Source organism: Caldanaerobacter sp. (genome assembly GCF_049701115.1).
Taxonomy (GTDB): Bacteria; Bacillota; Thermoanaerobacteria; order Thermoanaerobacterales; family Thermoanaerobacteraceae; genus Thermoanaerobacter.
Genome location: NZ_JBNATX010000001.1, coordinates 189121 through 215887 on the forward strand (window position 1 = coordinate 189121; position 26767 = coordinate 215887).

The 26767-nt window shown below is 37.1% G+C and carries 35 protein-coding genes; all 35 read right to left on the reverse strand.

Going from position 1 to position 26767, the window contains the following annotated elements; genetic code table 11:
* Window positions 1-16: 16 nt before the first annotated feature.
* Window positions 17-1717 (reverse strand): DNA repair protein RecN, encoded by a 1701-nt coding sequence (gene recN, locus ACPLVE_RS01070; RefSeq protein ID WP_424609044.1) that lies wholly within the window; start codon window positions 1715-1717, stop codon window positions 17-19.
* A 16-nt stretch (window positions 1718-1733) separates the two neighbouring features.
* The gene (locus ACPLVE_RS01075; protein WP_424609045.1) at window positions 1734-2189 is read right to left on the reverse strand and encodes an arginine repressor; all 456 of its coding nucleotides are present in this window, start codon (window positions 2187-2189) and stop codon (window positions 1734-1736) included.
* Window positions 2190-2205: 16 nt separating this feature from the next.
* Window positions 2206-3057: an NAD(+)/NADH kinase gene (locus ACPLVE_RS01080; protein WP_424609047.1), complete on the reverse strand. Its 852-nt coding sequence runs from the start codon at window positions 3055-3057 to the stop codon at window positions 2206-2208.
* A gap of 37 nt (window positions 3058-3094) precedes the next feature.
* Entirely contained in the window at window positions 3095-3892 is a 798-nt protein-coding gene (locus ACPLVE_RS01085) for a TlyA family RNA methyltransferase (RefSeq protein WP_424609049.1), read from the reverse strand.
* Complete coding sequence (gene dxs, locus ACPLVE_RS01090) at window positions 3889-5757, reverse strand: 1-deoxy-D-xylulose-5-phosphate synthase (protein ID WP_424609051.1); 1869 nt, start codon at window positions 5755-5757, stop codon at window positions 3889-3891. Before dxs ends, ACPLVE_RS01085 begins: the two co-directional genes overlap by 4 nt.
* A gap of 11 nt (window positions 5758-5768) precedes the next feature.
* Complete coding sequence (locus ACPLVE_RS01095; protein ID WP_424609053.1) at window positions 5769-6356, reverse strand: hypothetical protein; 588 nt, start codon at window positions 6354-6356, stop codon at window positions 5769-5771.
* Window positions 6357-7071: 715 nt separating this feature from the next.
* A complete protein-coding gene (locus tag ACPLVE_RS01100) occupies window positions 7072-7956 on the reverse strand; it encodes a polyprenyl synthetase family protein (protein WP_424609055.1) in 885 nt (294 codons plus the stop codon).
* Window positions 7949-8176: an exodeoxyribonuclease VII small subunit gene (xseB, locus tag ACPLVE_RS01105; protein WP_424609056.1), complete on the reverse strand. Its 228-nt coding sequence runs from the start codon at window positions 8174-8176 to the stop codon at window positions 7949-7951. The genes ACPLVE_RS01100 and xseB overlap by 8 nt, the downstream gene beginning before the upstream one ends.
* Window positions 8160-9374, reverse strand: a complete 1215-nt coding sequence (xseA, locus tag ACPLVE_RS01110; protein ID WP_424609058.1) for an exodeoxyribonuclease VII large subunit — start codon at window positions 9372-9374, stop codon at window positions 8160-8162. The genes xseB and xseA overlap by 17 nt, the downstream gene beginning before the upstream one ends.
* Complete coding sequence (locus ACPLVE_RS01115; RefSeq protein WP_424609060.1) at window positions 9355-10188, reverse strand: bifunctional 5,10-methylenetetrahydrofolate dehydrogenase/5,10-methenyltetrahydrofolate cyclohydrolase; 834 nt, start codon at window positions 10186-10188, stop codon at window positions 9355-9357. Before ACPLVE_RS01115 ends, xseA begins: the two co-directional genes overlap by 20 nt.
* Window positions 10178-10600 carry a transcription antitermination factor NusB gene (gene nusB, locus ACPLVE_RS01120; protein WP_424609061.1) on the reverse strand — a complete coding sequence of 141 codons (423 nt, stop codon included), beginning with the start codon at window positions 10598-10600 and terminating at the stop codon, window positions 10178-10180. The genes ACPLVE_RS01115 and nusB overlap by 11 nt, the downstream gene beginning before the upstream one ends.
* A gap of 94 nt (window positions 10601-10694) precedes the next feature.
* Entirely contained in the window at window positions 10695-11105 is a 411-nt protein-coding gene (locus ACPLVE_RS01125; RefSeq protein WP_424609062.1) for an Asp23/Gls24 family envelope stress response protein, read from the reverse strand.
* 73 nt (window positions 11106-11178) lie between these two features.
* On the reverse strand, window positions 11179-11715 hold the full coding sequence (locus ACPLVE_RS01130; protein ID WP_424609064.1) for a SpoIIIAH-like family protein: 537 nt from the start codon (window positions 11713-11715) through the stop codon (window positions 11179-11181).
* 11 nt (window positions 11716-11726) lie between these two features.
* Entirely contained in the window at window positions 11727-12299 is a 573-nt protein-coding gene (gene spoIIIAG / locus ACPLVE_RS01135; protein WP_424609065.1) for a stage III sporulation protein AG, read from the reverse strand.
* A 15-nt stretch (window positions 12300-12314) separates the two neighbouring features.
* Window positions 12315-12839, reverse strand: a complete 525-nt coding sequence (gene spoIIIAF / locus ACPLVE_RS01140) for a stage III sporulation protein AF (protein ID WP_424609067.1) — start codon at window positions 12837-12839, stop codon at window positions 12315-12317.
* Window positions 12840-12842: 3 nt separating this feature from the next.
* A complete protein-coding gene (spoIIIAE, locus tag ACPLVE_RS01145) occupies window positions 12843-13997 on the reverse strand; it encodes a stage III sporulation protein AE (RefSeq protein WP_424609069.1) in 1155 nt (384 codons plus the stop codon).
* Between the two features lie 10 nt (window positions 13998-14007).
* Window positions 14008-14394, reverse strand: a complete 387-nt coding sequence (gene spoIIIAD, locus ACPLVE_RS01150) for a stage III sporulation protein AD (protein ID WP_424609070.1) — start codon at window positions 14392-14394, stop codon at window positions 14008-14010.
* A gap of 8 nt (window positions 14395-14402) precedes the next feature.
* Window positions 14403-14600, reverse strand: a complete 198-nt coding sequence (gene spoIIIAC, locus ACPLVE_RS01155) for a stage III sporulation protein AC (RefSeq protein WP_011025599.1) — start codon at window positions 14598-14600, stop codon at window positions 14403-14405.
* Between the two features lie 12 nt (window positions 14601-14612).
* A complete protein-coding gene (gene spoIIIAB / locus ACPLVE_RS01160) occupies window positions 14613-15125 on the reverse strand; it encodes a stage III sporulation protein SpoIIIAB (protein ID WP_424609073.1) in 513 nt (170 codons plus the stop codon).
* Window positions 15122-16114 (reverse strand): stage III sporulation protein AA, encoded by a 993-nt coding sequence (gene spoIIIAA / locus ACPLVE_RS01165; RefSeq protein ID WP_424609074.1) that lies wholly within the window; start codon window positions 16112-16114, stop codon window positions 15122-15124. The genes spoIIIAB and spoIIIAA overlap by 4 nt, the downstream gene beginning before the upstream one ends.
* A 96-nt stretch (window positions 16115-16210) precedes the next feature.
* Window positions 16211-16687, reverse strand: coding sequence for a CD1247 N-terminal domain-containing protein (locus ACPLVE_RS01170; RefSeq protein ID WP_424609075.1), 477 nt, complete (start codon window positions 16685-16687; stop codon window positions 16211-16213).
* A 47-nt stretch (window positions 16688-16734) separates the two neighbouring features.
* The gene (gene efp, locus ACPLVE_RS01175; RefSeq protein WP_424609077.1) at window positions 16735-17292 is read right to left on the reverse strand and encodes an elongation factor P; all 558 of its coding nucleotides are present in this window, start codon (window positions 17290-17292) and stop codon (window positions 16735-16737) included.
* Window positions 17293-17310: 18 nt separating this feature from the next.
* Complete coding sequence (locus tag ACPLVE_RS01180) at window positions 17311-18378, reverse strand: M24 family metallopeptidase (RefSeq protein WP_424609079.1); 1068 nt, start codon at window positions 18376-18378, stop codon at window positions 17311-17313.
* 4 nt (window positions 18379-18382) lie between these two features.
* Complete coding sequence (aroQ, locus tag ACPLVE_RS01185) at window positions 18383-18829, reverse strand: type II 3-dehydroquinate dehydratase (RefSeq protein WP_022588237.1); 447 nt, start codon at window positions 18827-18829, stop codon at window positions 18383-18385.
* A gap of 29 nt (window positions 18830-18858) precedes the next feature.
* Window positions 18859-20103, reverse strand: a complete 1245-nt coding sequence (locus ACPLVE_RS01190; RefSeq protein WP_424609081.1) for a glutamate-5-semialdehyde dehydrogenase — start codon at window positions 20101-20103, stop codon at window positions 18859-18861.
* A complete protein-coding gene (gene proB, locus ACPLVE_RS01195) occupies window positions 20093-21211 on the reverse strand; it encodes a glutamate 5-kinase (protein WP_424609083.1) in 1119 nt (372 codons plus the stop codon). The genes ACPLVE_RS01190 and proB overlap by 11 nt, the downstream gene beginning before the upstream one ends.
* Window positions 21208-22074 carry a TIM barrel protein gene (locus ACPLVE_RS01200; RefSeq protein ID WP_424609085.1) on the reverse strand — a complete coding sequence of 289 codons (867 nt, stop codon included), beginning with the start codon at window positions 22072-22074 and terminating at the stop codon, window positions 21208-21210. Before ACPLVE_RS01200 ends, proB begins: the two co-directional genes overlap by 4 nt.
* Window positions 22075-22080: 6 nt before the next feature.
* Complete coding sequence (locus ACPLVE_RS01205; protein ID WP_424609087.1) at window positions 22081-22596, reverse strand: shikimate kinase; 516 nt, start codon at window positions 22594-22596, stop codon at window positions 22081-22083.
* 14 nt (window positions 22597-22610) lie between these two features.
* Window positions 22611-23336: a type 4a pilus biogenesis protein PilO gene (locus ACPLVE_RS01210; RefSeq protein ID WP_424609089.1), complete on the reverse strand. Its 726-nt coding sequence runs from the start codon at window positions 23334-23336 to the stop codon at window positions 22611-22613.
* Complete coding sequence (locus ACPLVE_RS01215; RefSeq protein WP_424609091.1) at window positions 23337-23870, reverse strand: PilN domain-containing protein; 534 nt, start codon at window positions 23868-23870, stop codon at window positions 23337-23339.
* Window position 23871: 1 nt separating this feature from the next.
* Complete coding sequence (gene pilM / locus ACPLVE_RS01220; RefSeq protein WP_424609093.1) at window positions 23872-24813, reverse strand: type IV pilus assembly protein PilM; 942 nt, start codon at window positions 24811-24813, stop codon at window positions 23872-23874.
* A gap of 10 nt (window positions 24814-24823) precedes the next feature.
* Window positions 24824-25084 (reverse strand): late competence development ComFB family protein, encoded by a 261-nt coding sequence (locus tag ACPLVE_RS01225; RefSeq protein WP_011025589.1) that lies wholly within the window; start codon window positions 25082-25084, stop codon window positions 24824-24826.
* Between the two features lie 15 nt (window positions 25085-25099).
* Window positions 25100-25630, reverse strand: a complete 531-nt coding sequence (locus ACPLVE_RS01230; protein WP_424609095.1) for a PilX N-terminal domain-containing pilus assembly protein — start codon at window positions 25628-25630, stop codon at window positions 25100-25102.
* The gene (locus ACPLVE_RS01235; protein WP_424609097.1) at window positions 25620-26114 is read right to left on the reverse strand and encodes a PilW family protein; all 495 of its coding nucleotides are present in this window, start codon (window positions 26112-26114) and stop codon (window positions 25620-25622) included. Before ACPLVE_RS01235 ends, ACPLVE_RS01230 begins: the two co-directional genes overlap by 11 nt.
* Window positions 26105-26764 (reverse strand): type IV pilus modification PilV family protein, encoded by a 660-nt coding sequence (locus tag ACPLVE_RS01240; protein WP_424609099.1) that lies wholly within the window; start codon window positions 26762-26764, stop codon window positions 26105-26107. Before ACPLVE_RS01240 ends, ACPLVE_RS01235 begins: the two co-directional genes overlap by 10 nt.
* Window positions 26765-26767: the final 3 nt, after the last annotated feature.

Sequence of the window (26767 nt, forward strand, 5' to 3'; positions counted from 1 at the left end):
AGATGAGTATAAAGTTTTAAAGGGTTTTTTTAAACCTTGCGGCCATTTCTAAAAGTTCTTTAGCATGCTCAAGAGTCGTGAAGGTTATATTTTCCCCTCCCATAATTCTGGCTAATTCTCTTATTCTTCCTTCGTAATCAAGCTCTGTAAGTTTAATATAGGTCCTGTTTTCATTGGAAATTTTTGAAATAAGGTAGTGCGCATCTGCCATACAAGCTATCTGTGGAAGATGAGTCACACAAATAAGCTGATGTCTTTTGGAAAGGTAAGCCATTTTTTCTGCCACCCGCTGAGCCGTTTTACCGCTTATTCCTGTATCTACTTCATCAAAGATTAAGGTAGAAATCTCATCGGACGAAGCCAAAACACTCTTCAAAGCCAGCATTATCCTAGATAATTCTCCACCAGAAGCAATTTTAGCAAGTGGTTTTAAAGGTTCCCCAACATTAGTAGAAATCAAAAATTCTACCTTATCAAACCCATTCTCATTTGGCATTTCTTCTTTTGTTATATCTACTTTGAACAGAGCATTAGGCATATTAAGCTCTTTTAAAACTTTATTTACCTCCTCTTCAATGTGCAAAGCCAAATTTTCTCTTTCTTTATGAATTTTATCTCCTATTTCCTTGATATCTTTCCATAATAAGGCTTCTTTTTTTTCTAATTCTTTCTGCCTCTCTTCAAAATGAAGTATATCCTCGAGTTCTTTTTTCTTTTCTTTTTTAAAAAGTAAAATATGAGAAATTGTAGGACCATATTTTCTCTTTAAAAAATTTATCAAATTAAGTCTTTCCTCTATCATATCAAGGTCTTTTTGATTAAAATCAATGCTTCCCAAATATTCTCTTAACTGCAATGCTAAATCTTCGGCTTCATATAAAATATTTTCAAGCTTTTCTTTTAAATTTTTAAGCTTTCCATCTATAGAAAAAGCTATGTCCAAGTTCTTTACTACCTTGTGGAGGTTGTCCAGTACAGAAAATCCTCCATCTCCTTCATAAAGAATTTTGTAAGATAAATTTACAGCATTAAACAGCCTTTCGTAATTCATTAAAATATTTCTTCTCTCTAAAAGTTCTTCCTCTTCTTCTTCACTTAAATTAGCTTTTTCTATTTCTTCAATCTGATACCTTAACAAATCAATCTTTTGTTCCTTTTCCCTATCATCTTTAAAAAGGCTATTCTTTTCTCTTACGACAGTTCTATATTCTTCTAACAACTGTTTAAACTTTTCCTTTAAACCCTTAAAATCTTCTCCTCCAAAATTGTCTAAAATAGAGAGGTGTCGAGAAGGGTCAAGAAGAAATTGATGTTCATGCTGTCCTAAAATATCTACAAGAAATGTCCCCACTTTTTCTAAAAAAGAAAGAGGGACTATTCTTCCATTTATTCTTGAATAACTTCGGCCACTTTTAGTTATTTCCCTGCTTACTATAAGAGTATCGTCCTTTTCTGGCTGAATTCCCATTTCTTCTAAGAGTTTTACAATTTTTTCTTTATTGCTGTCAAGCAAAAAAACTCCCTCTACAAAAGCTTTTTCTTCTCCCGTTCTTATTATATCCCTATTTGCACGAGCACCAATTAAAAGAAGTACAGAGTCAATAACTATGGACTTCCCCGCTCCTGTCTCCCCCGTTAAAACGTTAAATCCTTCTTTGAACTCTACTTCAAGTCTATCAATTATAGCCACATTCTCTATCTTTATGTTCAAAAGCATGTCAAGACCTCCATAGTTACTTCATCAATTTTCTAAACTTTTCAACCAGTTCTTGAATATCTTCTTGGTTCCTAACAAGGACAAAGATAGTATTATCTCCAGCTATAGTACCTACAATATTTTTCCAATTAAGAGTATCGATTGCTTCGGCGGCTGCTGAAGCACTCCCTGATAACGTTTTTATAACTATGATGTTTCCAGCATAATCTACATTGACTATCGATTCAGAAAGCAAGGTCATGAGTCTTTCACTTATGTTGGCATCTACCCGTGTCATTGGTGCATACTTGTATCGTTTCCCGTCTTCTGTAAGAACTTTTATGAGGCGAAGTTCTTTTATATCTCTAGATACCGTGGCTTGTGTAACATCTATTCCTCTTTTTTGTAGTTCCGCCGCCAGTTCTTCCTGTGTCTCTATTTCTTTTTCAGAAATTATCTCTAAAATCTTGGCGTGCCTTGCCAGTTTCATCACTTTACCTCACCTCTTTTCACCTTTCTGTAAGTTTATCTCTCAAAAGGTCAAAAAAATTGCTGTTCTTCACTTTAATAAGATTAGTGTATTCGTGACTCTTCTTTATATATATGACGTCTCTGTAATCTATCTTATACCCCTGCTGTCCATCAGTTGTTATCATCAAGTCTTGATTTTCTTCTGCTATCTCTAAGCGTATTATATCATTTGGAGAAACAACTATGGACCTAGAATACAGTGTATGAGGACATATGGGCGTTATTATAATGACTTCCACTGTAGGATAGACTATCGGTCCTCCAGCAGAAAGTGAATAAGCAGTAGAACCAGTAGGAGTAGCTACAATAACTCCATCTGCTAAGTAAGTATCCACATAATTATCATTTACAAAGGTTTTGATGCGAGCCATCCTTGAAAAAGCTCCTCTTGTTATAACTATGTCATTTAAAGCTCTAAAATTTATGACTTCCATGTCGTTTTTGACTACGTTTGCTTCTAACATCATTCTCTTCTCTATAGTATACTCGCCTTTGTATATTTTTTCTAGGGAAGAGAAAAGTTCAGAAACATCTATTTCTGTTAAAAAACCCAAATGCCCCAAATTAACCGCTAAAATAGGAGTACCAAAAGGAGCACACAAACGGGCTACATTGAGTATTGTTCCGTCTCCTCCCAATGCGACAATAAAATCCGAATTACTATATATTTCATTTGTTTTTTTGCCATGTTTTTCATAACCGATTCGAGCTGCTACTATCTCATTCAAATAAGGTTCAGAACCTCGATCAATAAGCCAATCCACTACAGATTTGGTTACTTCCAAGTCCTTATCTTTATTTATATTTGGAATTACCCCAACTTTTTTCATTATCATACCACCACATTTATTTTATTCTACATAAAATTTATTTTTCCTGCCACAAATTTTTGAAAGCTTCTTCTACTATTTTTTCAACCTCTATTTCAATTTCGTCAGATTTCCCCTTTATTCCATAAATAAGATACTCTATATTTCCTTCCGCTCCTTTTATAGGAGAATAAGTGATTCCACACACCCCGTAATTTATATTTTTAAACAATTTTATTATTTTTTCAAGAACTTCTTTGTGTACGGCTTTATCCTTAACAATCCCCTTTTTGCCTACTTTTCCTCTTCCAGCTTCAAATTGGGGTTTTATCAAGGCTACAATTTCTCCACCTACTTTTAAGAACTTGTCAGTTGATGGCACCACAAGCTCTAAAGAAATAAACGACACATCTATAGTAACTATATCCACTATTTCGGGTAATGTATTCAAAAATCTTATATTAGTTTTTTCCATTACAAAGACTCTCGGATCATTTCTCAAACTCCAGTGGAGTTGCCCATAGCCTACATCCACAGCATAAACTTTTTTAGCACCATGCTTCAAAAGACAGTCAGTAAAGCCTCCGGTAGAAGCTCCTACATCTAAGGCAATTTTCTCCTTCACGTCAATCTGAAAAAACTTGAGAGCTTTCTCCAGCTTTAGTCCTCCTCTACTCACATATGGGAGAGAATCCCTTTTTATCTCTATCTTAACATCTTCTCTTACCATTTCACCGGCTTTTTCGGCTCTTCTGTCGTCTACGTAAACTTCTCCTGCCATTATAGCTGCTTTTGCCTTTTCTCTTGAAGAGAAAAAACCTCTTTTTACAAGAAGTATATCTATTCTCTCCTTCATGACTCCCTCATTTCCTTATATCTTTGTAAAATAGTATTAGCTATCGATTGTGAATCTAAACCATATCTTTTAAATAAGCTTTCTACATCTCCGTGCTCTATGAACCTATCTGGAAATCCTAATCTGACCATAGGCTTATAAATTTTTTTATCGTTTAAAAATTCCAATATAGCGCTACCTACTCCTCCCGCTATGACATTATCCTCCACAGTCACGACAAGGTCTACTTTGTTAGAAATTTTTAAAATAAGTTCTTCATCAAGAGGCTTAACAAATCTCAAATTTACAACAAAAGGATTAATACCATGTCCTTTTAAAATTTGTGCTGCTTCAATTGACTTTGACACCATTCTACCCAAAGCAAAAATAGCTATTTTTTCTCCTTCCAAAAGCACTTCCCCTTTGCCAAATGGAAAACTTGGCTTTCTTGAAATATCATACTCACCGGCTTTGCCTCTTGGATACCTTATGGCTACAGGGAAATCTAGATTTCTCGATAACTTTACCATTTCAACTAATTCGTTAGCATCTTTTGGTGACATTATAGCGATATTTGGAATTGCCCTTAAGAAAGATATATCAAACACCCCTTGATGGGTTTCTCCGTCTTCCCCTACAATCCCTGCTCTGTCAACGGCAAAAACTACTGGGATTTTTTGTATACACACATCGTGGATTACTTGATCATAAGCTCTTTGCAAAAAAGTAGAATATACAGCAAAATAAGGCTTGTATCCTTCAATAGCAAGCCCTGCAGCAAAAGTAGTAGCATGTTGTTCGGCTATCCCCACGTCAAAAAATCTATCCGGTATTAACTTCGCAAAATGAATAAGCCCGGTACCTTCTGGCATGGCTGCAGTTATCGCAACGATCTTCTCATCTTTTAACGCCATTTCAGCAAGTGTTTTGCCAAAAACGTCAGAATAGCTGTCTTTTCCTTCTCCTACGAATTTACCTGTTTCTATATCAAAAGGAGCTGCAGAGTGGAATTTATCCGGCCTTTTTTCCGCAAATACATATCCTTTCCCTTTTTTTGTAACAACATGTATAAGCAAAGGCCCTTTCATTTTTTTAGACCTTTCTAAAACTTCAATGAGTTCTTCTACATTATGACCATCAATAGGTCCTAAATAGGTAAAGCCCATCTCTTCAAAAAACATGCCCGGAACTACTAACTGCTTTACAGAATCTTTAACTTTTTCGATATACTTGTGAAGACTTTTTCCTATTGGAGGTATAATATTTAACAGGTTGTCTATCTCTTGCTTCACTTTATTATAAGTGGGATCTGTTCTCAATCTGCTCAAATAAAGAGAAAGACTCCCCACATTTTCAGAAATAGACATTTCATTATGATTTAAAATAACGATAATATCTTTTTGAGCCCTTCCAATATTGTTCAAAGCTTCTAAAGCCATGCCACCTGTGAGGGCTCCATCACCGATTACTGCTATGACATGGTATTTTTCCCCCTTTAAATCTCTAGCAGTTGCAATCCCCAATGCTGCAGAAAGAGATGTACTGCTATGACCCGCCCCAAATATATCATGAACGCTTTCTGTCCTTTTAGCGTAACCAGAAAGACCGTCAAGCTGTCTTAAAGTATCAAACCTATCCTTCCTTCCCGTTATAATTTTATGTACATAGCATTGATGGCTGACATCCCAAATTATTTTATCAACAGGCGAATTAAAGACATAGTGAAGGGCAAGTGTAAGCTCCACAATTCCCAAATTAGAAGCCAAGTGCCCGCCAGTTTTTGAAACTTTTTCAACCAAAAAACTCCTTATCTCCTCTGAAAGTTTTGGAAGTTCTTTTGCATCAAGTTTTTTTAAATCGTAAGGGCTGTTAATCTGTTCAAGCATATAATAGACCCTCACTTTCTTTTTTTCTTTTTATTATTTTTATAGTCAGGCAATATATTTATGCCTAAATTTTTTTCCATCCAGGCCAGTACAACACCTGTCCAATAAACTATAGTTTGGCTCTTTAACATACCAATACTTTTGGCAATAGCCTTACCTCCTATTATGACTGAGGAAAGAATTCCTGCGAAAAAAGCCGTATATATTGAAGCTTTAGTTCCTGAAAGGGGAAATTTCATGATTATGGACATCAAGGCAGCACCAGAAATTATAGCAGAAATGTCACCTATTAGGTCATAACAAAAGGTGGCTACCAGATTTGCATTTCTTAAAAGCTTTATGGCATGCTTTGCACCGTACACTTTTTTCGCCGCCATGGCATGAAATGGCTCTTCTTTACCCGACATAACAGCAGTTCCTATAATTTCAAAGACTATACCTATCGCTACTATTCCCGCTAAAATAAAGAATGCAACAAAAGTTGTACTTTTCTTTAAAGACACATCAGAAAAAAAATTCAGAAAAGTTGCCATAAAAAATGTGATCAATGTAATATGTAAAATCCACCTGTAATCCGTATTTATGTTTCTTGTCTTCATAATAAAAAAATCCTCCTAGAAAAAGGCGAAGTGGTAACATGCTGGGTAAACCTTGCGGCTTAGGTCCAGTAGGATTTCCCAAGCAGGCACTGAACGTCGCCGTTCAGCGGTTCCCCTTTAAGCCCGCTTCTGCCTTGTCGCCATAGGCAGGACTGGACTGCCACTTAGACCGCACTGTAATCCCCAGCATGCCGCCCTTTCGGGCACAGCCTAGGAGCTTTCCTCACCAGAGGGCCCAATCCCTAGCCTCTTTTGCAACCCGGGTTTCATCAGCCAAAGGCTGATTTCCCCCCGGATCACTCAAGGCGGGCTACACTGTCCGCAGCTTGATGGCCACGAGACAGGTTCAGCCTACCCCATAGCTCTCGAAGAGAGCCACAGCAGTAGGTCTCCGCGGAGGAAGGGTCAACGCCCACATGCCCTTGTGGATCGCCCCCCCTCCTTAACTCCCAGCACCAGCCCCCAACTGGGCGTCAGAAGCCAGCACCAGGAACTTCATCGATGTGCCCTTGACGGATTTTTAGGCCCGTCTTCAGGATTGGCACCTCCGACTAGGATACTGCACCACTTCGCCTATCTTTTCAAGGTAATTACATTATAACAGAGAAAGTCAGTAATATCAAACACAGCTTAAAACCGTAAAAGCCTGTTACAGTCTCTTAAGGCCAAAAAAACCAGTTTCTATCCCGGTACATTGTCAATGCTCTTTCAATCTTCAGTTTACTCTCTCAATCAAATAATTAGAGAGATCTTTAAGAAACTGCGCCCTTTCGCCAAAAGTGTCCAAAATCTTTATGGCTTCCTCTGTAAGCTCCTTTACCATTTCCTGAGATTTTTCGATGCCAAAAATATTGACAAAAGTGAACTTGCCCTTTTCCCTGTCGCTCCCTACTTTTTTGCCAAGCGTTTCTTCATTACCTGTTACATCCAGTATGTCGTCTTTTATTTGAAATGCTAATCCTATCAAACTAGCATATTCTCTTAAAAGCTCCACTTCTTTTTCACTAGCCCCAGCCATATGGGCTCCTGCACAGACAGAAGCCTCTATCAAAGCCGCAGTCTTGTGCTCGTGAATGTATTTTAAGTCTTCATAGGTAAGTTCTGTGTTTTGAGAAAGTATGTCTTCTACCTGCCCTCCTATGATCCCTTTGCAGCCCGAAGCAGTAGCTATTTCATTAGCAGCTTTCAAGATTTTTTCATAATCTTCGGGATTTTCCAGAGCATGCCTTATCAAAACCTCATATCCCAGGTTTAAAAGTCCATCCCCGGCAAGAATGGCTATAGCCTCTCCAAATACTTTGTGATTTGTAGGCTTACCTCTTCTCAAGTCGTCATTGTCCATAGCAGGAAGGTCATCGTGAATAAGAGAATAAGTGTGTATGAGTTCAATAGAGCAGGCTACTGGCAAAGCTTTTTTTAAACCCCCTCCCAAAAGTTCACAGGCAGAAAGGCATAAAATAGGTCTTAACCTTTTTCCTCCCGCAAAAACACTGTATCTCATCGCCTCATATATTATCTCTGGCTTTTCCTGTACATCTAGTATCCTATGAAGTTCCTCTTCTATCATCTGTTGAAAGTGTTTAAGTTTTTCTTTAAACATTATTTTCCTCCTCTTTAAACTCAATTTCCTCATCTTCACTTATCAGCATTGTTATCTTCCCTTCGACTTCTTTTAGCATCTTTTCTAGCCTTCTTGATATTTCTATGCCCTCTTTGAACAAATTAAAAGACTCTTCCAACATTAAATTGCCTTTTTCTAACGTATTTACAATTTCCTCTAATCTTTTTAAGTCTTCTTCAAAATTAAATTCTTTCTCCATCTTCTTTCACCTCTTTCACTACTGCTGCCGCTTTTCCGTCTTTGAATAAGATATCTATCTCTTCAAAGACTGCGACTTTTTGGGCAGAGGTTATTATCTTACCTTCTTTATCGAGCACAATGGTATATCCTCTTGTTAGTACCTTCAAAGGACTTAGAGAATCCAACTTTTCCTTAAGGACCAAAAACTCACTTTTCTTTTGATTATAAAAAGAAAGGACCTCTTTTATCAAGGACTTTTTTAGGCTTAAGACCCTGTGTTTTAAAACTTCGTTTTTCTTGATAGGGTTATTTAGATAGAGGGCTCTTTTTAACCCCTCAAATTCTTTCCTGGTCTGAAGTAAATGAGCCTTCATTATATTTTTTATCTTAGTCTTTAATAAAAACAGCTCTCTTTGGTATACTCTTATATCTGGAACCACCAACTCCGCAGCAGCAGATGGAGTGGGAGCTCTCAAATCTGCTACAAAATCAGCAATAGTAAAATCGGTTTCATGCCCTACAGCAGAAACCACAGGGATTCGAGAATCAAAAATGCTGCGAGCCACTTTTTCTTCATTAAAAGGCCATATTTCCTCTAAAGACCCGCCTCCTCTGGCCACTATTATAACATCTATATCCTTTCTCTTGTTTAAAATGCGAAGAGCATTTGAAATTTCATCCGCAGCAGAGCTCCCCTGCACTAAAACAGGTACTACCATTATGTTAACAGTTGGATTCCTTCTCCTTGAAATCGTTATTATATCGCGTATCACAGCACCCGTCGGGGATGTAACTACGGCAATCTTCTTCGGATGTTTTGGAATAGGTTTTTTCTTATCAATATCAAATAGGCCTTCTTTTTGGAGCTTTTCTTTTAATTTGTTAAAAGCAATGTACAATGCTCCTATTCCATCCATCTGCACAGACTGAACGTACAGTTGATAAAGTCCGCCCTTTTCGTACACTGTTATCCTACCCGTAGCAATTACGGACATTCCATCCTGCAAAGTAAATTCAAGGGACCTGCTGTAGTCATTAAACATTACACATTTTAAAGCTGCTCCTTCGTCTTTTAGGGTAAAGTACACTGCTGTAGAGTGGTATTTTAAATTAGAGATTTCTCCTCTTACTCTTACATTCCTCAATATTATGTCATTGTCCATTACTTTCTTTATGTATTCCGTCACTTCACTAACACTAAAGGCTTTTAATTGCATACTTAAAGGCCTCCAAAGTGTTTTTGAGGATCATCGCTGTTGTTACAGGGCCAACGCCTCCCGGAACAGGGGTTATGTAAGAAGCCTTGTCCTTAATCGAATCAAAGTCAGCGTCACCATATATTTTCCCTTCATGTACGTTTATACCTGCATCTATTAAAACTACTCCCTCTTTAACCATGTCCCCTTTAACCAAGTTCATTTTTCCTGCTGCTACCACCAAAATATCTGCCTGTTTTGTGTGATAAACCAAATCTTTTGTCTTGGAATGGCACACCGTTACAGTGCAGTTTTTGTCAAGCAAAAGCTTGGCAACAGGTTTGCCTAAAATATTGCTCCTTCCTATCACCACAGCATGTTTTCCTTCCAAGTCAACACCTGTATTTTCTAATATATGGATAATGGCCTTGGGAGTGCAAGGAACAAAAAGAGGCTTCCCCGCAAAAAGCCTTCCCATATTGTAATTAGATATACAATCTACATCTTTATACGGATTTATCATGTCATAAACCCTATCCACATCAAAGCCTTTCGGAAGAGGCATTTCTATCATTATGCCGTGGGTCTTCTCATCTTCATTCAACCTATTTAACGTTTCAAAAAATTTGTCTTCTTCATCTTCTGAAAAATAATAGACCTCTGCCTTCATTCCCACACTCTCACAGGCCTTTACTTTTGAGTTGGCGTAGACCTTTGAAGATTCATCATCCCCCGCCATTAATATTGCCAATCTTGGTTTTTCATGAAGCTTTTCTACTTCTTTCTTTACCTCTTCCTTTATCTTATTAGCAATTTCTTTTCCATCAATTATCATTTGCTTCACCTTCCTCTAATCTTTTTTCTCTGACGAATGCTCCTAAAAGTCCATTTATAAAAGAAGGAGAATCGTCAGTACTGTACTTTTTCGCTATTTCCACTGCTTCGTTTATAGAAACACTGACAGGAATGTTCCCATACAGCATCTCGTATATACTGCATCTTAAAATAGCCAAATCTATTTTAGGCATTCTGTAGAGAGGCCAATCTTTAGAATATTTTTCTATTTCACGGTCAATCTCTTCTAAATGTGAAATCGCTCCTCTCACAGTTTCCTCAATATAATCTCTCTGAGCACCCGGATCGTTTTCTTCATAAAAATGCTCAAAAATTTTTTCAATAGGAAGTTTCGAAACGTCATACTGGTACAAAATTTTTACAACCCATTCTCTCGCTTCAGTTCTGTTCACTTTCTCAACTCCTTGCAAATCCAATTCTTTATTTATTGTACCAAAGTTTTACCTAAACTAACCCTCTGGCTAGCAGAGGGTTAGTTTAGAAGATTTAATTTTCTCCTTCTTTTTCTGCGGTCTCTTGCTGTTTTTTGTTTTCCTTTTCCATGCTGACCCCTTGCACATGTATATTGACTTCTACAACTTTAAGCCCTGTCATATTTTCTACAGCATTTTTAACATTTTCTTGTACATTCCAAGCAACTTCAGGAATTCTAACGCCATAGTCCACAATTAAGTACAAGTCTATAGTTGCTTCTTTTTCCCCTACTTCCACTTTCACACCTTTACTCAGATTCTTTCTGCCCAAAATTTCTGAAATGCCATTCACGACTCCCCCGCTCATTCCAGCAACACCAGGCACTTCTGTAGCAGCAAGACCGGCAATTATGCTAACTACCTCTTCAGAAATTTTTACAGAACCTAACTCCTGATTTTCTAAATTCTTTACATTTTCTTCCATAAAATCACCCCCTTAAAAGTAAAAGCAAAAGCTTTTAAGTACATTATACCATAATCTGTTGTATGAAAACAATCTAATCCAATCTGGTCATAATTTTTATATTGTCAAGAGATACACCTGTTTGCCTTGAGACAATTTCTACAATCTGGGCAACTTCTTCTTCCGACAACTTATCCGCTTGGACTATAACATTAACAATCCCATTGTCTATCATAACGATAGCGTCTTGAAATCCCTTCGCTTTTATCAGATTTTCTATTACCATCTCCTTATTTGTAATTTCAGTTAGTTTGATTATCTGCTTTTGTGCTTCTTCTTTAGTTTCTTTGCTGGTATTCTTGTTATCCACTATTTCCTTTAAAGCATCTATGCTTCTGCTTCTATTTACCTCTCTTTCCTCTCTATAGGCAGTGAATATATCAGAAGCAAAAGAACTCTTACCCTTGTACGAAGAAGTTTCAATAGCTTTTGAATCGACATTTTCCGTTGAAGAAGTCTTTTGAGCATTATTTGTTTTTTTCTCCATATACCCATTATTCAATACAAAAGCTATGGCAATAAGTAAAATCAAGGAAACAATGGCTATAATTTTTTTTCTCATATAAACCATAAAACCCCTCCTCACTTAGAAGATATTACTTTTACTTTATAGGCAGGGACCCCTAATGCTGTCTGTACCGCTGAAGAAATTTCATACCTTAATCTAGCATCTCTCGCTCCATCAGCTACTACAATCACACCTCTTATTTCAGGCATTATCCGTTTTAACACAATGGGAGTATTTTGACCGGACATGTTCTGAGAAGTAACTATTTTATTGTTAGACTCTTTTTGTACTACTTCCCTCACCGTTCCATTGTTGTCCTTTTCATTAGTAGTGGTACTGGACTCTACTACATCCATAGCTGCTACTACTTCTTCATCGGAATCCAAGGTTATTAAGACTTCTACATTCCCCACCCCGTCAATCTTTGAGAGTATGTTTTTTAAATCTCTTTCCAACCTTTTTGCATAATCCTCCTGCTTATCGGTTAATACCAACTCCTTATTATTGCTTTCATTAGAAGGGCGAGGCTTAGAAAAGGTACTCGCGCCTATCAAAAGTATCAAACCTATTAAAAAAATTACTGTCAAATTTTCTAAAAGCTTTTTATGGTCTTTTAGGAATTTATCTTTGAGTTTATTAAAGTCCACCCAAGTACCCCCTTTCTACTCCTCTTTTATAGTTATATTCTTTAAGGGGACATTATAGAATGCACTTATCAATTTTTTTACTTCTTCTTTGTTTAAGTCTTTACCGCCCTTTATTTGCAAAACCAGAGACTTGATTTTACCAAAATCTTTTTTATCCAAGTCTTCTTCTATTACAGTCTCTACCTCGATCTCTTTTAAATCGTATAGACTTTTTAGCTTCTCTTCTATCTCTTTTGCAACCCTTCTTTTATATTCTTTTGCTACTAGATATTTCGTATTTTCCTTTGCTTTTTCGGAAAGAGTATCAATAGAGGGATTTCTTAGCAGATAATCGCTTTTGAAAATCTGTGCCTCTAGCGAAGGTGCTTCTTTCAAAAAGCTTAAAATAGGATTTAGAATCACTGTAATTATGACAAGTCCAATGGCTACTTTTGCATACTTTTTCAGACTGGAAGAGGGTATAAGCATTTCTAAAATCAATGCTAAAATTGCTATATTGACTATCTGCATCACCCAGTTTTTAAAAAAATCCAAAGGCATCACCTACCTTAACATGGTAGTTATATTGGCACTTCCTATCACGGCAGTTATTGTAAAAAACATCATCACGGTTATGGAAGCTAAAACCGCCAAAATGTAAGTCATAGAATTTGCTACTTCTGATAGAGAATTAACTATTCGCTTATCTGAAATCGGTTCAATGAGCGCAGCAACAAATCTATATATGATCACTAAGGAAAAGATTTTTATTAATGGAAAAGCAGCAATTGCCAATATTACCAGAAGACCGTAACTTCCTATAGCGCCTTTTATCAAAAGAGAAGCTCCTATTACTGCATCCACACTGTCTGCTAAAAGGCCCCCTACCACTGGCAGAAAAGTCCCTACGGTGTATTTTGCAGTTCTGGAGATTACTCCATCAGCTATAGAAGAACTGAAACCTTGTACGGTTATAACTCCTAAAAATATGCTCAGTAAAACGGAAATTGAAGCCGTTGACAATGTCTTTAAGAAATCTCCCATCTTGTTTAAACTGAATTTATCAGAAATATTCCCCACTATCTTTACAGCCGTCATGAAAAGAATTAACGGGATTATAAAATCCCTCATCACGTGAGCCGTAAACTGAACTGTTACTATAACAAGCGGCTTTAAAAAGGCAGCAGAAGTGAAAGAACCTACGGATACTAACATAGTTATCAAAACAGGCAATATGGACTGCATAAAATCTACCATACTGTCAATAGCTTGTCTTCCTATTCCCATCGCTTCACTAAAACTTTTTACAGCAATTATTATAAAAATGAGATAAATAGCTAAAAAAGCAATCTCTGATATACTTTCCTTTTCAAAGGAACTATGCAAATTCATTAATATACTACCTATCACACCTAATACAAGAAGCTGGATCAAAAGATTAAATGAAGAATACAGTTCCTTAAAAAACAATTTTAAAATTCCGGCAAAAATTTTGTTTAGATCAAAGGGCTGTTGTCCTTTTAGCACTTGAAGCAAGTAAGTTTTAAGGTCTACAATTAGAAAATCACTTCCCGTCTTCTGGTTAATTTCTTTTACAAATCGATCAATTTGGACAATATTCTCCTCACTCAATTTTTCTATCTCTTCCTGTATAACATCGGCTTTTGCCGTTCCAAACAAACTTAGGACAATCACTATAACAAAAAGTATTTTTTTCAACTTTTCCACCTCACGGCATTATAGAAAGTATGGCTTCTACAAGCCCTATTATTATAGGAATGGATAAAAAAATTATCATTATCTTCCCTGCAATTTCAATTTTTGAGGCGAGATTTTTTTCATTTGCATCCTGACAAAGCTGCGAACCAAATTCAGTTATGTACGCAATACCTATGATTTTTAAAGTTGTAACAAAATATATGGTATCAAGGCCACTCTTTCTCGCAAGACTATTTAAAACCTCTACTACACTGCTCAACTTTGGTAAAATTGATACAAAAATTATAATACCCGTAACAAGGCTTAAAATAACGGCAACCTCTGGATTTGTCTCTCTTAATACTGTCAGTATGATCAAAACCACAATACCTAAAATCACAATTTGAAATATCTCCATTCTATCACCTAATATAAATGAAATATGGTTTTTACGGTATTAAAAAGATTATTGATAAGGTGGATTACCATCATGAGAACTACTACTATTCCCGCAAGAGTAACCATCATGGCTTGTTCCTCCCTACCTGAACGTATGAGAATTTGATTTAGAACCGTCACCAAAATACCTATTGCCGCAATTTTGAAGATTATGTCTATGTTCATTCTAATCCTCCTTCATAAAAACAATATGACTATAGCAAGCCCTAATAAAAATCCCAGGTTGTTATACAGTTTCTCGTTTCTCCTACCCTCCTCTTCTGCGAAATCGAGCTGTCTTTTTAAAAGGTCCAACGTCATGTTAAAGTTCTTTTCTTGGTTTTCAACATCTGAACTCCCTAACGAATTCCCAAAGGCAATCAATATTTCTTTATCCTCCTTTGTCAGGTAACCTCTATCCCACTCTTTTAACCCCTTTTCCCAGGCCTCTGCTGCAGTCAAACCAATCTGCTCCCCTAAATAGAAAGAAGCTTTATAAAACAGTTCTGATACCAACTTGTCTGAGGAGGAAGCCACTTTTTTAAACGCTCTTTCAAGAGGTGTTCTTGAATAAGTTATTTCTATTTTTAAAATATTGAGGGCGGTTATAAAGCTTTTTATAATCCATCTTCTCGCTCTGAATTTCATTGCCATCAAATATCCTATAGAAGTCGTAGATATAAGGGTAAGAACCATTCCTATAACCTTCAATTAAACTTCAACTCCTTTTTATAAGGCCCTTTAAAAATTGGCTTCATCTCCTCATCCAGTATTTCTTCTATCGTGCCTGCTCCAAAGCGCTTGCTCAATATTATATACCTTTCAAAGTACTTACCTTCCACCAAATCTTTTAAATAAGGTCTTTTCTTAAGGTCCTCAATGTTTTTAGCGTGGACTGTTGTAATTATTTTGACTCCTGCATTCAAAACATGCCTTAAAGCTTCTATATCTTCTTCCCTCCCAATTTCATCTGTAACAACTACCTGTGGAGACATAGACCTTATCGCCATTATCATCCCATGCGCCTTAGGACATCTATCTAAAACGTCCGTCCTTATACCTACATCAAGTTGAGGTATTCCATTGTAACAACCTGCAATTTCAGACCTTTCATCTATGATGCAGACCTTCTTCCCGCTAACCCCCATGAAACCATTGCTTAAAGTTCTGGCTACATCCCTCAATAGAGTAGTCTTGCCGCACTGAGGAGGCGAAATTATCAAAAGATTGTACACCTCTTTGCTGCTATCCACTAAATACTTTATTATTTCTTCTGCTACTCCTTTTACCTCTTTGGATACACGATAATTAAATCCTGAAACATTTTTAATAATTTTTATCCCTTTATCTTCTACTATGCATTCTCCCGCAAGCCCCACCCTGTATCCTCCTTTTAAGGTTATATAACCACCTTTTATCTCCTCTTCAAAGGCATACAAGGAAGACTGGGATACCAACTGAAAAGCCTTTTCGCAATCCTCCGGTGTTACAATATAGGCTGAAGAAAAAGAACCTGAAATTTTACCAGATGCAGAAACAAATTTTTCTTCTCCATCTAAGTAAACTACAAGAGGCCTGTTGACTCTCAATCTCACTTCTTCTATCTTTTCAAGAGTTCCCTCCGGCAATTTAATCAATAAATTTCTCAACGAAGGTGGGAAAGCGTAGAGTAAGCCTTTAATCCCTTCTCTTCCGTTCATATACATGTCCCTCCTCTTTGTAACAATTATATTTTTGCACCTTCCCATTTATGAATAAAAAAATCCCCGCTGATTTAAAATCAGCGAGGATTTTTTTCAGTCTTCATCATCATCTACAATTTTCAAATCTTTTACTTTTATAGTAGCATTGCAGTGAGGACAAACCAGCTCCGCATCTTCATCTTCCAAAAGTTCTTCTTCTACACTCATCAACATATGGCAATTAGGACATTCAACTTCTACATATTCTTCATAATCTTCGTCTTCGTCTTCTTCATCATCTTCATCGTAATCATAGTCATAATCCTCATCGTCCTCGTCATATTCATAGTCCTCTTCCTCGTCCTCATCGCCATAAAGTGTATCCTCAATCTCTGAAAGGTCCTCATCCAGTTCCTCTACGTAATTGTTAAGTTCGGATTGGGAAGCCTCTAATTCATTTATTGCATCAGCAAAGTCTTCAAGAGCATCAAGAATAGCTAATATGAGCTTGCCTTCTTTAGTGCTGTCATCTATGCCTAAGCCGTCTGCTAGCCCTCTTAAATAGGAAACTCTCTCGTTTAAGTACTCCATTTTAAACTACCCTCCTTCACAAAATAGTATTTGAAATTTTGCTGCGTTTATACTCTTTCTATGTATTCCCCAGTGCGTGTATCGATTTTTATTTTGTCTCCTACATTTATAAAAAGTGGCACCTGGATGACAGCCCCAGTTTCTACAGTTGCTGGCTTTGAACCTCCTGTAACGGTATCTCCTCTCACGCCCGGTTCCGTGTCTATTACTTCAAGCTCCACGAAGGTTGGAGGCTCTACTGAAAAAGCTTCGCCTTTATAAAATTTTACAGTAACTACCATATTCTCTTTTACATACTTCATCGCTTCTTCTACTTTATCATAACTTAAAGGAATCTGTTCATAAGTCTCCGTGTCCATAAAATAATAGAATTCTCCATCGTTATAGAGATACTGCATCTCCCTTCTCTCTATCTGTGCTTCTTCAAACTTTTCAGTAGGGCTAAAAGTCCTCTCTATAACAGCACCAGTCATTATATTTTTGAGCTTTGTTCTGACAAATGCTGCACCTTTTCCGGGCTTTACATGCATAAAGTCTACAACTGTAAAAATCTGGCCGTCAACCTCAATAGTTACTCCTTTTCTGAAATCCCCTGCTGCTATCAAAAAAATCCCTCCATGACTTTAGTTTATTTCAATTAATTGTTTAGGTGAATTGGTTAAATTTATAACACCATCTTCTTTTAATAATACCATATCTTCGATTCTTACGCCACCGAAATCAGGAATATATATTCCCGGTTCTACTGTAACAACCGCGCCTTCTTTTAAAATTTCTTCTTTTCTGAAAGTCAGACTTGGCGCCTCATGTACTTCGAGTCCGACACCATGCCCCAAAGAATGGCTAAAATACGGGCCATAACCTTTTTCTTCTATCACAGACCTTGCTAAATAATCAGCCTCTTTGGAGCTAATCCCTGCTTTTAAATTTTTAATGGCATTTTCCTGAGCTTCTAAAACTATATTGTATATTTCTTTTTGCTTTTCACTGGCTTTCCCAATTACTATAGTCCTCGTCATGTCAGAGCAGTAGCCTGAGACTTTGCATCCAAAGTCGATTGTGACAAAATCTCCCTTTTCAATTACTTTATCTGAAGCTTTTCCATGAGGGAGAGAAGACCTCTTTCCGGAAGCCACGATAGTTTCAAAGGCTAGGTCCTCCGCTCCATTCTTTTTCATGAAATATTCAAGTTCTAGTGCCACTTCTTTTTCTGTCATGCCAGGTTTTATAAAATTCAAAATGTGCTCAAAAGCTCTATCAGTTATGCTCTGCGCCTTTTTTATGAGATTTATCTCTTCTTTATCTTTTACCATCCTTAAATTCTCAACTAAACCTGCCTGAGGTATAAGCTCTACCCCTTCTAAAGCTTCTTTCAATTCTCTATACTGCCCGTATGTCACATTTTCTTCAAAAGCCAATCTCTTTATTCCCAATTTCTTAATGTATTCTTTCAAGACATCTTTTATTCCAGTTTTGTGTTCCACAATCTCAAAATCTTTGACTTCCTTTTGTGCCTGCTCCGTATACCTCCCATCGGTGATAAAAATAGCGGCATCATCAGTTATCAAGGCTACGCTGTCATCCCCAGTAAAACCTGTTATGTAGGTAACATTTACAAATTTGTAAATTACAAAAGCTTCTATATTTTTTTCTCTCATTGACTTACGCAAATTGCTAAGCCTAGTGTTCACTATTCTACCCCCCAATTGAATCCTCTAAAAATTTTACAGCGTAAAGAGCCAGTATGTAGCTATATGGCCCAAAGCCCGTAATCACTCCCTTGCAGCGAGAAGCAGTGACAGATACCCTTCTGAATTCCTCCCTTCCAAAAATATTAGATATGTGCACTTCAATCACAGGGACAGAAACAGAGGCAATTGCATCCATTATAGCCAAGCTGTAATGGGTATAAGCTGCTGGATTTATTATTATGGCATCGAAATTGTTTTCGGCAGAGTGAATGAGGTTTATTATCTCTCCTTCACTGTTGGACTGCTGAATTTTTACTGCAATGTCGAGTTTCGCAGCTTCTCTTTTTATCATGTTGTTTATCTCTTCAAAAGTGATTTCTCCATAGACTTCTTTTTCCCTCTTCCCAGTGAGATTCACATTGGGGCCATGAATTACGAGCACCCTTTTCATAATATCACCTCACGTTACTATAATACACCTTACTTCCTTATTTGTCCACTGCCCAAAATCACATATTTGTAGGTCGTAAGCTCTTTAAGCCCCATAGGCCCTCTTGCGTGCATTTTTTGAGTGCTTATACCTATTTCCGCCCCAAATCCAAATTCTCCTCCGTCGGTAAACCTAGTAGAAGCGTTCACATATACTGCAGCAGAATCTACAGATTTTAAAAATCTCATGGCATTAGTGTAATTTTCAGTTACAATGCTCTCAGAATGACCTGTAGAATACTTAGAAATGTGCTCCAATGCCTCATCTATATTCTCTACAACTTTTACCGCTAATATGAGGTCAAGGTACTCTGTAGCCCAGTCCTCTTCTGTGGCTTCTTTTACATCAGGGCATATCCTTTTTGTAAGCTCACAGCCTCTTATTTCTACCCCATGAGATGACAGTTCTTTTACCATAACAGGCAGGAATTTTTCTGCTATGCTCTTATGCACCAAAACAGTCTCTACTGCATTGCACACCCCAGGCCTTTGAACCTTCGCATTTACAATTATGTCCTTTGCCATTTCAAAATTTGCACTCTCATCCACAAAAATGTGGCAATTTCCAACTCCCGTTTCTATAACAGGTACAGTAGAATTTTCAATAACATTTTTGATAAGGCTTGCCCCACCTCTTGGGATGATAAGGTCAATCAAGCCGTTTAACTTCATCATCCTATTTACTTCTTCCCTGTCAGTATTTTCAATAAGCTGTATCGCTCCTTCCGGAATACCACTTTTGTAAGCAGCTTCTGCCAGAATAGAAGCAATAGCGATATTAGAATTTATAGCATCACTTCCTCCTCTTAAAATCACAGCATTTCCTGCTTTAAGGCAAAGGCCTGCGGCATCAGCTGTGACATTGGGGCGTGATTCGTATATAATGCCTATGACGCCTATGGGAACGCGCATCTTTCCTATTTGAAGTCCATTGGGCCTTATCCACATTTCCTCTATATCTCCGACAGGGTCTTTCAAAGAAGCCACTTCTTTTAATCCTTCTGCCATAGCCTTTATCCTTTTTTCATCCAATTTTAGCCTGTCTACAAGAGAGGCTTTTAAATTTCTCTTTTCTGCTTCTAAAACGTCTTTTTCATTGGCTTTCAAAATTTTATCCGTACTTCCCAAAAGAGCTTCTGCCATATTAATAAGAGCCCTATTTTTAGTATCAGTATCTATAACAGCCATTTTTCTTGACGCTTCTTTCGCCTTTTTAGCCTTTACTTCAACTTCCATACTTTTCACCCCTCTCAAGAACTACAAGGTTGTCCCTGTGAATCACCTCATCGTAGTATTTATATCCCAGTATTGATTCTATGTCATGGGTCTTACAGCCTTTTATTTTTTCGACTTCTTCGGAAGAATAATTGACAAGCCCTCTAGCTATTTCCCTGCCCTGGTGGTCCACCACCGCCACGCAGTCCCCCACGTCATACTGGCCTTCTGTCTTTACAACACCACTTGGCAGCAAGCTTTTTCCATGTTTGACTAAAGCCTTCGCCGCACCCTCATCCACAAACAAAAAACCATTCACCTTCGCATTGAAGGCAATCCAGATTTTTCTACTGCTTATGGGATTTTTCATTGGAAGAAAAGTAGTCCCAATCTTTTCTCCTGCGGCAAGTCTATTTAATATATTGTCAATTTTGCCATTTGCAATGACCATCTTGACTCCTGAATTATAACATATCTTAGCAGCCTGGATCTTTGTGTACATTCCCCCTGTGCCTCTCTTTGTACCTGCCCCGCCAGCAATTTTAAAAAGGTCATCAGAAAACTCCTCAACCACTTCTATAACTTTAGCATCCCTATGGATTCTCGGGTCCTTGTCAAAAAGACCATCGATATCAGTCAGAATAATCAAAAGGTCTGCCTCAACAAGGCTTGCCACAAGAGCCGCTAAGGTATCATTATCCCCAATTTTTATTTCCTCCACTGCCACAGTGTCATTTTCATTTATGATAGGTATGACCCCCCAATTAAGAAGGTTAGAGAGGGTGTAACTCATATTTAAATACCTTTTTCTGTCACTAAAGTCCTCCCTTGTCAAAAGAAGCTGGGCAGTTATTTTCCCGTATTCGTTGAAAAATTTCTCGTAAATCTCTATAAGAAGACCTTGCCCAATGGCTGCCAGTGCTTGCTTTTGCGGAAGGTTTTTGGGCTTTTCTGTCAAGTTTAATTTTCCCATTCCAGCTCCAATCGCCCCAGACGTCACAAGTATAACTTCTTCGCCTTTATTTGACAAATTTGCAATTTGTCTTACTAATTTCTCCATTATTTCTAAATTCAATTTCCCATTTTCATGAGTCAAAGTGCTAGTCCCAACCTTAACCACAATCCTCATGTTTTTGACACCCTTTTTGCCACCTCTTGATATATTCTCTTAAGTTCCAATGCGTCTTCCGCCATTCTCTCGCGAGATTCACAGATAACTATAGGCTCCATATTCCTTTCATAAAAAAGCTGAGCCAGTGGCTCAAATTCGGGCCCGTATTCTTTATCAAGCAATGTCCAGTGCCTCTTCTCCCCCTGCTCTGTAAATTCAATTCTGCTAAAATGAACGTGTATAATTTTTGCCCTATCTTTTCCTAGATACTTTTCTATCGTGTTTAAAACTTCTTCATAATCTTCCATAGATTTAAACCTTCCATTGTCTCTTGCATGCAAATGAGCAAAATCCACGGTAGGAAGAAGTCTTTCATCTAGCTGACAGAGTTCCAAGACTTCCTCCAAAGTGCCCAGCTGATTTTTCTTGCCCATCGTCTCGGGACACAAGGTTATATGACCCAGTCCCAAGTCATCAGCTTCTTTTATAACCTCCTTCAAAACCTTTTTTGCTCTATCAAGTGCTTCTCTTCTGTCTAAAGATGCAGAACCGGGGTGAAACGTAACTCTTTTTGCCCCCATTAAATTTCCTGCGGTCAAACTTTCAATTATGTACCTTTTAGAGTTTTTTATCTTTTCCTCTTCTTCTGCGGCAAGGTTTATGTAATAAGGAGCATGAATTGTAATTGTAATATTAAATTTTTCTGCATTCTCTTTGAGCTGCAAAGCCAATTTTTCGCTTATTCTCACCCCTCTAGAAAAAGAGTATTCATAAGCCTCAAGTCCCATTTTATGAAGCCATTCTGGCATCTCAGCGGAAGACTTATGTCCCTCGTCGTAAAAGCTCTGTGAGATCCCAGAGGGTCCAAACTTAATCCCCAACTTTTATCATCTCCCCTTGAGCTTTATATATGCTCTTATGACTTCTTCAGCAACTTCCTCTATTGTCTTGTCAGAGACGTCTATGGTATAATCTGCAAATCTGTAAAAAGGTTCTCTTTCCTCTAAAAGTTCTCTTATCCTCTTTTCAGGGTCTTCCACCGCAAGAAGAGGCCTATCTTTTGTTTTGGATATATTCCTTAAAATTACTTCCGGCCTTGCTTTTAAGAGAATAACCACTCCATTTTTTCTTAATTGTACAATATTTGAAGGGTTTAATACAACCCCGCCTCCTGTAGCTATTACGTGATTTTTTAGGCGAGAGGCTTTTATGACAGCCGCTTTTTCCAACTTTCTAAAGTATTCTTCCCCATGCTTTTCAAATATTTCCGCCACACTCATGCCTGCCATTTTCTCAACCAGCTTGTCAGTGTCAATAAAACTAAAATGAAGAGTAGTTGCTACTTTTTTCCCTACAGTAGTTTTTCCTGTTCCCATGAATCCTGTCAAAACTATGTTTTTCATTCACCATCCCCCTTTTATGGTTTGGAAGGTATAGCCTCTTTTAAAATTTTTTCTAAAGTATCAGATATTACCTTGTTCACATCTACTGGAGGGGGACTTTCAGTGATACTTTCCTCACTAGCTTTTCCCTCCAATGGTTGAAAAGGATTGGCTTTCCCTTTTGGTGCATTTATCTCAGCCTTTTTTGCTCCGCTGTCTTTCATGGAATAGGCAAAAAGCAATACATTTAAAAACAAATTTTCGGAATTCGGGTCTTTCTGCATTTCAAAAGACTGAATAGTTAGAAGCCTCCTAGACTCCTGTAAAGATTTCATGAAGGAAATAAGACCATCATAGGTTCCAAAAGCTGTAACTGATATGGGAGTCACTGTAAATTCTTCTTTCTGTTCTTTATTTTTTTCCTCTTGACTTGCATTTTCAAAATTAATACTTCTTATTTTTACGCCGGAATCATTTGCTATTCTTTGTAAATCAAGAATTGCAAATTCAACGTCTTTTTCATCTGGAAGTATTGTGTCCAATTCTTCGACTTCTTTTTCCCACTTCGCCAGACTTTTTTGTAAATTTTCTCCTTTTAAAGAAGAGAGCTGTGAAAGAATTTGCCTTTTAAGCTTTATCTCTTGTGATAAATTGTCTATCTCTGAAAGCTTTGGAATCAGGTAAAACTGATAGTAAATCGCAAAAAATGCAAAAACCAGAGCAAAATAGATTAAAAATTTTTCTCTCTTTGTAAGTTTCATCTATGATACCACCCTGACCTTTACTTGAACCACATATTTATATACATTTTTTTCATTAAGCTCTACTGAAAGCACTTTTACATCTTCGACATAATTTATGCTTCTTAAATTTAGCATAAAAACTGCAATATCGCCTTCATGAAGGGCTTCCCCTTCAATTTCAAGCACCTCGTTGTCATATTTCAAATGAGTTACCGAAACATCTTGAGGAAGATTAGAAGCGACATCTTCAGAAAGCTTGACTAAATCAATTTTCTTCTTATTTACCTTATCAATTATGCTTTTTTTCTTTTCTAAATATAAAGATATGTCCTTTATATTCTGCTGAAGCTCTGATACATTCCTGTATTTATTGAGCTCTTCGTTGACAATTTTAAGCTCCCCATAAAGCCTGTTCATATAGGCTAAAGGCAAAGCTATTAAGAGGGATATAAAGCCTAAAAGAAAGGCGGCGGAAAAAAGTTTTAAAGCCACTTTTTTCTTCTTTTGCCTTTCTTCTTTTAATTCTGGCGGTATGAGGTTTATGTCCTTCAACTTATTCCCCCCTTAAAAGGCAGCCATAGGCAGGCAAGAAGTATAGATATCTTTCATCCTCTGGAACAATAACTTCAACCTTAAAATAGTCCTTCACATACTCTTTTAAACCCTTCAATTTTGCATTTCCACCTATCAATAAAATCTTATCTACAGTTTTGTGGTATGTAGCATAGAAAAAGTCAAATATTCGGCTTACCATTTGAAACTCTTCGGAAAAATTTTCCCTAAGAATCCCCTCAATATTTTCAATTTCCCTTGTCTCTTTATACTCTTCCGCTGTATCAAAGTCCAAATTAAAAGAACCTGCGATTGCTCGTGTCAATTTTTTGCCACCAAACTCCAAAAGCTTATTGAGAACAAAATTTCCATGAGATATAATAGTCACATTTGTGATAGAAGAGCCAAAATCTATTATCGCAACTGTGCCATCTTTTTCTCCGATTTTTTTAAAAGCTTTGTATAAAGAATTTGCGTAAATATCAATGGCTTCCAAGTACAACTTCAAAGCTTCTGAAAGCTTTACATATTTTTCGACTATTTCCTTTGGGGAAGAAGCTACAAGTACTCTCAATTTTTCTCCATTGCCTTCTAAAGGGGGTAAAAATTTAAAGTCAATTACATAATTATACGTATCAGGAATATACTGTTCTATTTCATACTCCAGTGCCTTTTCAACTTCTTCTTCTTTCATCTTGGGCAGCGTAATTTCTCTTAAAATGTTCTGTGAACTTGAAATAGAAAAGCATACCCTTTTTTCTCTTATATTGTTTTCCCTTAAAACCTCTCTGATTGCTTCAGCGACCGTGTTTATGTCCATTATTTTGCCATCGGTTATAACATTAGAAGGGGTCTTCACAAGATATGTACTTCCTAAAAGTTTATTTTTCCTATCTTTTAAAACTATCTTTATATTGGCATTCCCTATCTCAATTCCCAGCATCTTTGCACCCCTAATGGCGAGGATTTTCTTTCACTTTCATAGCAGCCATAGTTATAGCTTTTATTATGTCCACTTCAAACTGCCTCACAAGTTCATTAGTCTTCACATAAAGCTCTCCTTCCTCTGTAACGACATACTTAGGAGGCAAATTATTTAAAGCTAAAGCTTTTATGTCCATCCTGCACCTTTCGCATTTACAAACGTCAATGTCCTTCAAAACCCTGTCCATCATCTGTTCAACCGCATCTTCCATGTAATTTTTAAGTTGCATAAAAACCTCTCCTCATCATTTTATTTCCCACTCAGCAACTGTCAAAGGATTTGCTGATTCAAGATTTAGAATAAGCTTTGCATATCCTTCTCTTTTAATGTTTTTATACTCCCCTTCAGAATAAATGTGAATGGTATATATAAGTCGTTGATACCCACTGTCCATATACATGTTTACCGTATACTTCTGTCCCACATCTCCTAAGTATCCGGTTTTTGGATATTTACTAAAAACAGCATTATCGAGGTAATTTTGAACAAAATAGTAAACACTTTTATACAAAAAATCCTTAGGCACTTTTGGATCAGCATTGTATATGATCAACTGAGCCCTTTGAGCTATATCTGAGAGTAAAGCTTCGTTAAATTCACTCTTCGCAATCTCCAGACCTGCTTCAGAAGCATATGCAGCAGAAGATGAATCAGCATAGGCTTTAGAAACTCTATAATTTGTAATTGTAACCTCCAAAACAGCAGTTGCCAGCACAGTGAGTACCAAAATGACCAACAATGTAAAGATTAAGGCTGATCCCTTCTCATTTAACACTTACATCACTCTTTCTCAAAAAGAAATCGTTAGAAAGAGAAAACTCATTAAGTCCCCTATCATTCCTCTGACCTTTTATATAGATATTTATCATAGAAGGTCCTTTTTGAGTAACTTTAAAATCGTAAATTTTAGTGGCCAGCTCATGTCCTTTATTATCATCAAGATAAAGGGTATGTTTCTTCTCATCCAATTTTATAATAACCGATTTTACAGTATTGGCACTACTATCCTTCCAGTTTATCTGCAAACCCTTTCCCCCGTTTAAAATTACAACTTCATCTGGGCCTTTGTTTAATTGAGACATTATATAGTTCATAGCAAATCTTACGTTCTGTTCAACTTCCACACTGCTTTCAGTGCTTTCAAAAGACTTATAACCCGAATAATAGAGAGAAGAGTAGACAGAAAGCACTATCCCCAGTATGGCAAGAGTAACTATGAGTTCTATCAGAGTAAAACCGCCTTCTTTTTTCACCACCATCTTAACCACCCTGGGATAGCAAGTCCAATCCTATTGGCAGCCGTTGTAGCAATGTCTTTTAATCTTCTGTAACCAGAATTTATGGCTTCAATAACGTAAGTAACAAATTGCGGCCCTTTTACAATAGATTCCCATCCAAAAGCTGGAATGATAACAAATAAGATAAAAAGCACGCTCCAAACAGCAACAAGTATTATGGTTATAAGATTTAAAACATAGTTAAGTATTTTATAAAATAGATTGTCTCCTCCACCAGGAGTAGAAGGTACTACAACAGGAGTGTAATTAGTAATACTCGTTTGAGGCCCTACTATGTAGAAAGAATACAAAGAATCAGAACCTATTTTCCCAACCGATATTTTGTATTGCGTTATCCCATTCTTTTCTATCTTTTCAATATAAGGCAGAAAACCCTCTTTTTCGTAATCTTCCAGTATTCTCTTTAAATCAGCCTCGTTTTTTACATTTCCTGCTTTTATATTTTCTGCCACTGTTCGAGCAATAGCTACTTCCTTTGTTTTTATCCTCGAATCTGCCGAAGTTATAGCTGATTGACTGAAAATCCCCAGTAAAGGAACCGCCACTACTGCAAAGATTGCAATAGAGACCAAAACTTCTATTAATGTCATGCCTTTTTCGCTATTCAACACCCC

Excerpts from the sequence above, each read along its gene's own strand:
- recN (WP_424609044.1), bottom strand. The coding sequence starts at position 1,717 with ATGCTTTTGAACATAAAGATAGAGAATGTGGCTATAATTGATAGACTT.
- ACPLVE_RS01080 (WP_424609047.1), bottom strand. The coding sequence starts at position 3,057 with ATGAAAAAAGTTGGGGTAATTCCAAATATAAATAAAGATAAGGACTTG.
- ACPLVE_RS01085 (WP_424609049.1), bottom strand. The coding sequence starts at position 3,892 with ATGAAGGAGAGAATAGATATACTTCTTGTAAAAAGAGGTTTTTTCTCT.
- dxs (WP_424609051.1), bottom strand. The coding sequence starts at position 5,757 with ATGCTTGAACAGATTAACAGCCCTTACGATTTAAAAAAACTTGATGCA.
- ACPLVE_RS01095 (WP_424609053.1), bottom strand. The coding sequence starts at position 6,356 with ATGAAGACAAGAAACATAAATACGGATTACAGGTGGATTTTACATATT.
- ACPLVE_RS01100 (WP_424609055.1), bottom strand. The coding sequence starts at position 7,956 with ATGTTTAAAGAAAAACTTAAACACTTTCAACAGATGATAGAAGAGGAA.
- xseB (WP_424609056.1), bottom strand. The coding sequence starts at position 8,176 with ATGGAGAAAGAATTTAATTTTGAAGAAGACTTAAAAAGATTAGAGGAA.
- xseA (WP_424609058.1), bottom strand. The coding sequence starts at position 9,374 with ATGCAATTAAAAGCCTTTAGTGTTAGTGAAGTGACGGAATACATAAAG.
- ACPLVE_RS01115 (WP_424609060.1), bottom strand. The coding sequence starts at position 10,188 with ATGATAATTGATGGAAAAGAAATTGCTAATAAGATAAAGGAAGAGGTA.
- ACPLVE_RS01125 (WP_424609062.1), bottom strand. The coding sequence starts at position 11,105 with ATGGAAGAAAATGTAAAGAATTTAGAAAATCAGGAGTTAGGTTCTGTA.
- ACPLVE_RS01130 (WP_424609064.1), bottom strand. The coding sequence starts at position 11,715 with ATGGTTTATATGAGAAAAAAAATTATAGCCATTGTTTCCTTGATTTTA.
- spoIIIAF (WP_424609067.1), bottom strand. The coding sequence starts at position 12,839 with ATGCCTTTGGATTTTTTTAAAAACTGGGTGATGCAGATAGTCAATATA.
- spoIIIAD (WP_424609070.1), bottom strand. The coding sequence starts at position 14,394 with ATGGAGATATTTCAAATTGTGATTTTAGGTATTGTGGTTTTGATCATA.
- spoIIIAC (WP_011025599.1), bottom strand. The coding sequence starts at position 14,600 with ATGAACATAGACATAATCTTCAAAATTGCGGCAATAGGTATTTTGGTG.
- spoIIIAA (WP_424609074.1), bottom strand. The coding sequence starts at position 16,114 with ATGAACGGAAGAGAAGGGATTAAAGGCTTACTCTACGCTTTCCCACCT.
- ACPLVE_RS01170 (WP_424609075.1), bottom strand. The coding sequence starts at position 16,687 with ATGGAGTACTTAAACGAGAGAGTTTCCTATTTAAGAGGGCTAGCAGAC.
- aroQ (WP_022588237.1), bottom strand. The coding sequence starts at position 18,829 with ATGAAAAGGGTGCTCGTAATTCATGGCCCCAATGTGAATCTCACTGGG.
- ACPLVE_RS01190 (WP_424609081.1), bottom strand. The coding sequence starts at position 20,103 with ATGGAAGTTGAAGTAAAGGCTAAAAAGGCGAAAGAAGCGTCAAGAAAA.
- proB (WP_424609083.1), bottom strand. The coding sequence starts at position 21,211 with ATGAGGATTGTGGTTAAGGTTGGGACTAGCACTTTGACTCATGAAAAT.
- ACPLVE_RS01205 (WP_424609087.1), bottom strand. The coding sequence starts at position 22,596 with ATGAAAAACATAGTTTTGACAGGATTCATGGGAACAGGAAAAACTACT.
- ACPLVE_RS01210 (WP_424609089.1), bottom strand. The coding sequence starts at position 23,336 with ATGAAACTTACAAAGAGAGAAAAATTTTTAATCTATTTTGCTCTGGTT.
- pilM (WP_424609093.1), bottom strand. The coding sequence starts at position 24,813 with ATGCTGGGAATTGAGATAGGGAATGCCAATATAAAGATAGTTTTAAAA.
- ACPLVE_RS01225 (WP_011025589.1), bottom strand. The coding sequence starts at position 25,084 with ATGCAACTTAAAAATTACATGGAAGATGCGGTTGAACAGATGATGGAC.
- ACPLVE_RS01235 (WP_424609097.1), bottom strand. The coding sequence starts at position 26,114 with ATGGTGGTGAAAAAAGAAGGCGGTTTTACTCTGATAGAACTCATAGTT.